This window comes from Paenibacillus algorifonticola, from assembly GCF_050481745.1.
GTDB lineage: Bacteria > Bacillota > Bacilli > Paenibacillales > Paenibacillaceae > Pristimantibacillus > Pristimantibacillus algorifonticola_A.
This window is the reverse complement of sequence record NZ_JBCNGR010000049.1, coordinates 1-4,104: the sequence shown is the minus strand read 5'-3', so window position 1 is coordinate 4,104 and position 4,104 is coordinate 1. Positions and strand designations below refer to the sequence as shown.

Sequence of the window (4,104 nt, the reverse complement as noted above, 5' to 3'; positions counted from 1 at the left end):
ATGATGCATCGATTTATCAGGGGGCGGGTAAGGGGAGACCGGAGCCTCGGAGTGCAACGGGTAAAGTTGGTGGAAGTGTTGAGTCATGGAAGCAAGGAAAATCAATGCATGATATTGAATATACAATTTCTTCTAATGCTAAATCGCATCTAATAGCTACCAATGATCCTCTCAGTGGTAAAAAAGGAGTTAACGGAACACATAATTCTGAAGAGTTTTATAAAGCACTAGAATCATCAGGTAAAGATATCAATAATATGGTAAGCCCAAAAGATATTGTATATGATAAGGATTTTCCGGGATTAATGACTATAAAGTATAAAATACCGAAAAGTGATGGGAAAGGAACTTATTTCGATGAGTATAAATATGTAGGCAATCCAAAAACAGTATACGATCCTACAGTATACAGCGATGAACAAATATATCAATGGGGTCTCGAAGCAATGGAAAATGGATATTTGCAGGGGTACTTAATTTGTGGTGAAGCATCGAATGGAATGAAATTTGTGGGGTATTTTAGAGATGGAGAAATAACCAACTTTCATCCAGTATTAAATTTTGACTAATAATGTATAGGTGGGAGAATAATATATGAATAAAATAATAATGAGTAATGACTGGAATGAAAATTTTATTAGAGATATTTTTATAAATAAATCAAGAATTTTGAAATGTATAAATATTATTTCGACAAAAGAAGGTGTTAGTTTTGATGATGTTTGTATGATAGCTACTTACAGTACTTATGATGATGGTGATGATGAAAGATGTGAAGTAGACGAAGTCGTCTTAAGCAAAGAATTTCCTGGTTATCCAGAGGAGTTATCCTATATAAAATATAATGCTTTTTTAAAGTTAATAGAGGATGGTTTAGAAGAGGTTATTTCTCGGTTTAGTAATACAGAAACAGAGGAAATTTTAAAGGCGATGAGCGAGGCAGAAAAGATAATATTGTAGAGTTTACAATAGCAAATTGAAGGCTTACTCCACTTGAAATTCAAGTAGGAACAAGCCTTTTTTTGCATTAAGATGCCTTGATTAAATTATTGCAACTGGTGGTTCCCGTATTCGGGGGAAGGCAACAATATGTTTCATGTGCTGCCCGATGAGGGCGCGCGGATAAAGGTGTATTTTCCAAACAGCGTGGAAAAGAAGGCGATGGCGATCAACTCGGTGCGAGGCGGCAGCGAGGAGATGAAAAGCCGGACGGTGTTCCAGAAGCCGACGACGAAGGTGTTTGAATCACCGGGAGCGGCCAAGATGCAGCTGGGAGACGATGGGGTTCTTTTTGAAAAAGGCACGGTCAGCCTGCATTTGGACGGCGGGAACATTACGGTGAATGCCAGTGAAGATGTGCTGCTGGTCGCGGGCAATAAGGTGGAGCTGGGCAGCGGGAGTGAGAAGGGAATCCTCGAATCGATTCGGATGCGGGCGACCAGTCAGGTCGCTTTGCAAACGAATGCGGACCATTATGTGCTGATCAGCGATAACCGGGTCGGCATCAAGAGCAGCAAGCTGGATTTTCAGAAGGTGGAGGTGCCGTTTACTGAGCTGCTGACGGATGAAGAGATTGAACAGATGTATCTGGATGAGCAATTTTCCGAGCAGTTGGCTGCGAATATGGAGCAAGAAAAGCAGAAGTATAATGGGGCTCCGATATCGGAGGAATATTTGTACCAGAAGGTTCATCCTGCCACCAAGGAACAAATGAAAAATGATCCAAACTTAGGCGCTAAAGCAAAGAACTGGATCAAGACTCAATCGACGGAAAAGCAGCAAGAGTTTTATCAGAAGAGGTATGGTCCAAAATCGAGTGAACCAAGCAAAGATACAGAGGGAGAGCTTGCGAGTAGACAGCAGGCGTACGATCAGCAGGATCGGGATCGAACGGCGGTGCATAATTGGAATCAAGAGGTAGCGGCGATCAGCGAGCATGGTCGAAAGGAAGGGAAGTCGCTGGCAGAAATTCAATCGATGCTGCCCGCGCCGCCAGTGCTTTCGTCTAGTCCTCCGAAGGAGAACATGTTGTCGGGGATGATTCACGAGGTGCTGAATGCGCCTGGGGTTCAGAGCTTCTTGGAACAAATGGCACCTGCGCTGGATGCCTGGGCGTTGGAAAATATGATTCCGCAAAAGCCGGACTACCTGAGCAAGCAGACAGCAAAAACGGTATACTTATCTCGATATACGTATGAGGAATTAATCCTTGGTCCGCAAATGCTAATAGCGGAATTTAATATTATTTTTGGGGTTATTGCGATTATTGCGGCGATCCCGACAGGCGGGGGATCGCTGTATCTTTTAGCAGCGGCTGATGTTGCTTTAGGCGCAGCCATGATTTGGGTCAATGCAGAAAAGTTAATCGATCTAAAGAACGGTGATGATAGCACCAACCCTTCCATATTTGGCATCGACCAATCTATGCTGGACAAGTTGGGCATTGCGCTGACAGTTGTGAACTTGGGTATTTTGCTGAAGCATGGCTTGTATGCCGCAGCGAATAAACTGGCGAATGGCCGAAATGTAGCGGCGCTGGATGATACTTGGACGAAGTTCAAGCTGGAAAATGTCAAACCGCCAAAACCGAAGGAAGCACCTGCACTGCCGAAAACAAAGACAACAACGAAAGAGCCTTCAAAAGGCGGACCGGGTGTAAATAAGCCGATTGATGAGTTTGATGATGCGGCGATTTATCAAGGGGCAGGTAAGGGTAGAACAGGGCCTCCGAATGGAACTGGTGGGAAAATGTCGGGCACGGGGAAACCTGACTATATAACAGATCCTATAGAAATGAAAATGCATATCATAGTACCAGAAGATGGATTTCAGGCATTACTAGAGAGGAAATATATCGAAATTAGAAAATTGGGTGTAGATGATATTGAAACAGTTGCAAAGAATACAGGATTAACAGAAGAACAAATATTAAAAATGAAAAAACATTTATTCTTAGACATAAAACAGTTATCTATAGGTGGTAAACCATACGAAGAATTATATTTTCAAGCTGATGCAGATATTGCATATGCATGGCAGAAGGCTCAAAAGGGCGAATTAACAGATGAGGAAAAAGAATGGTTTAGGAAATTGGCAAATCATGAGATTAAAGAAAAAGAATTTATGGATGGAGAGATGCCTTTAAGAGATCCATCTACTTGGAACTACAAGGACGAGATATTTGAAATCGACATTCATAAAAATGCACATGACAAAGCTAATATAACAGATCCTAATCCGCCTTCGTTTCCAGGATATAATCAATCAAAGGAATTTAACAAATATTTCGAAAAAGATATAGACTATTAACTAAGAGGTGGGAAAATGTATTTAGATGAAGCTATAGTGAAAATCAATAGTGTGAAATGGGATGCAATAGGTACAAATGTATCAAAAGCGGATGTTAAGTTAGCACAAGAATTTTTGAGGAGATTGGCCCAGTTTTTTAAGGAGGAATTGATTAAACCGAGGCCACCCTTGTTTTCAAATATAGCCCAATTGCTTGGTGACAATGAGGAAGAAATAGTGATTTCAAATTATTGCAGTGAAGAAGCATCAAAGTTTTTAGGTAGAAGTATATACACAGGGAAAGTATTTGAATACTACATTCAATTGTCAAAGTATGTAGATGAACATCAAAAAGCTATTAAATATCTAAATGTATATGAACCGCTAATCAAAATCATTGAAAGGGGAGGTTTATTTGATCTCCGACATCAGTCATTGGAAATACAAAATGTTGGACATATGCCCTTAAGCGGATGGTTTGAAAAATTTGTAACAAAGGAACCGATAGACATAGATACTCTAATTTAAATATGACTCAATCTAAAATTAGCGGTAAGCTTTGACCCTATTATTCCGTCCTTTGACGGTTGTGTTCGTCCAACAACAACGATGGTATTAATAAGAATGGAATCAATCCGCAATACGGATGGCATTGAGGGAAACGTCCGATGGTCCACGTGTGGTATGCCTGAGCCGAGTCCACTACATCTGCTTTGGGTTTCAGCGGCTTTTCAGGCTGAAGTGTCGCACTTAGATTGACAATCTGGAGTGCTACGATAAAAATGCAGTCGAAAAACCCCCTCGTTTGAAATAAAA

5 protein-coding genes are annotated in these 4,104 nt (G+C 41.0%); 4 read left to right on the top strand and 1 reads right to left on the bottom strand.

The window, feature by feature from the left end; translation table 11 throughout:
• The 4 genes from ABEW34_RS29820 to ABEW34_RS29805 form a co-directional block, all read left to right on the top strand.
• Positions 1 to 569 (top strand): CdiA family toxin C-terminal domain-containing protein (locus ABEW34_RS29820; RefSeq protein ID WP_430164847.1); only part of this gene is annotated, 569 nt, incomplete at its 5' end.
• Positions 570 to 594: 25 nt separating this feature from the next.
• A complete protein-coding gene (locus ABEW34_RS29815) occupies positions 595 to 960 on the top strand; it encodes a hypothetical protein (protein WP_430164844.1) in 366 nt (121 codons plus the stop codon).
• Between the two features lie 129 nt (positions 961 to 1,089).
• Positions 1,090 to 3,309 (top strand): hypothetical protein, encoded by a 2,220-nt coding sequence (locus ABEW34_RS29810; protein WP_430164841.1) that lies wholly within the window; start codon positions 1,090 to 1,092, stop codon positions 3,307 to 3,309.
• Between the two features lie 15 nt (positions 3,310 to 3,324).
• Positions 3,325 to 3,816, top strand: a complete 492-nt coding sequence (locus ABEW34_RS29805) for a hypothetical protein (protein ID WP_430164838.1) — start codon at positions 3,325 to 3,327, stop codon at positions 3,814 to 3,816.
• 40 nt (positions 3,817 to 3,856) lie between these two features.
• Here the strand turns inward: ABEW34_RS29805 and ABEW34_RS29800 are convergent.
• Positions 3,857 to 4,104 (bottom strand): hypothetical protein (locus ABEW34_RS29800; RefSeq protein WP_430164835.1); only part of this gene is annotated, 248 nt, incomplete at its 5' end.

What these genes read in the sequence shown, in the direction of transcription:
- ABEW34_RS29805 (WP_430164838.1), top strand. Translation starts at nt 3,325, where the DNA reads ATGTATTTAGATGAAGCTATAGTGAAAATCAATAGTGTGAAATGGGAT.
- ABEW34_RS29815 (WP_430164844.1), top strand. Translation starts at nt 595, where the DNA reads ATGAATAAAATAATAATGAGTAATGACTGGAATGAAAATTTTATTAGA.
- ABEW34_RS29810 (WP_430164841.1), top strand. Translation starts at nt 1,090, where the DNA reads ATGTTTCATGTGCTGCCCGATGAGGGCGCGCGGATAAAGGTGTATTTT.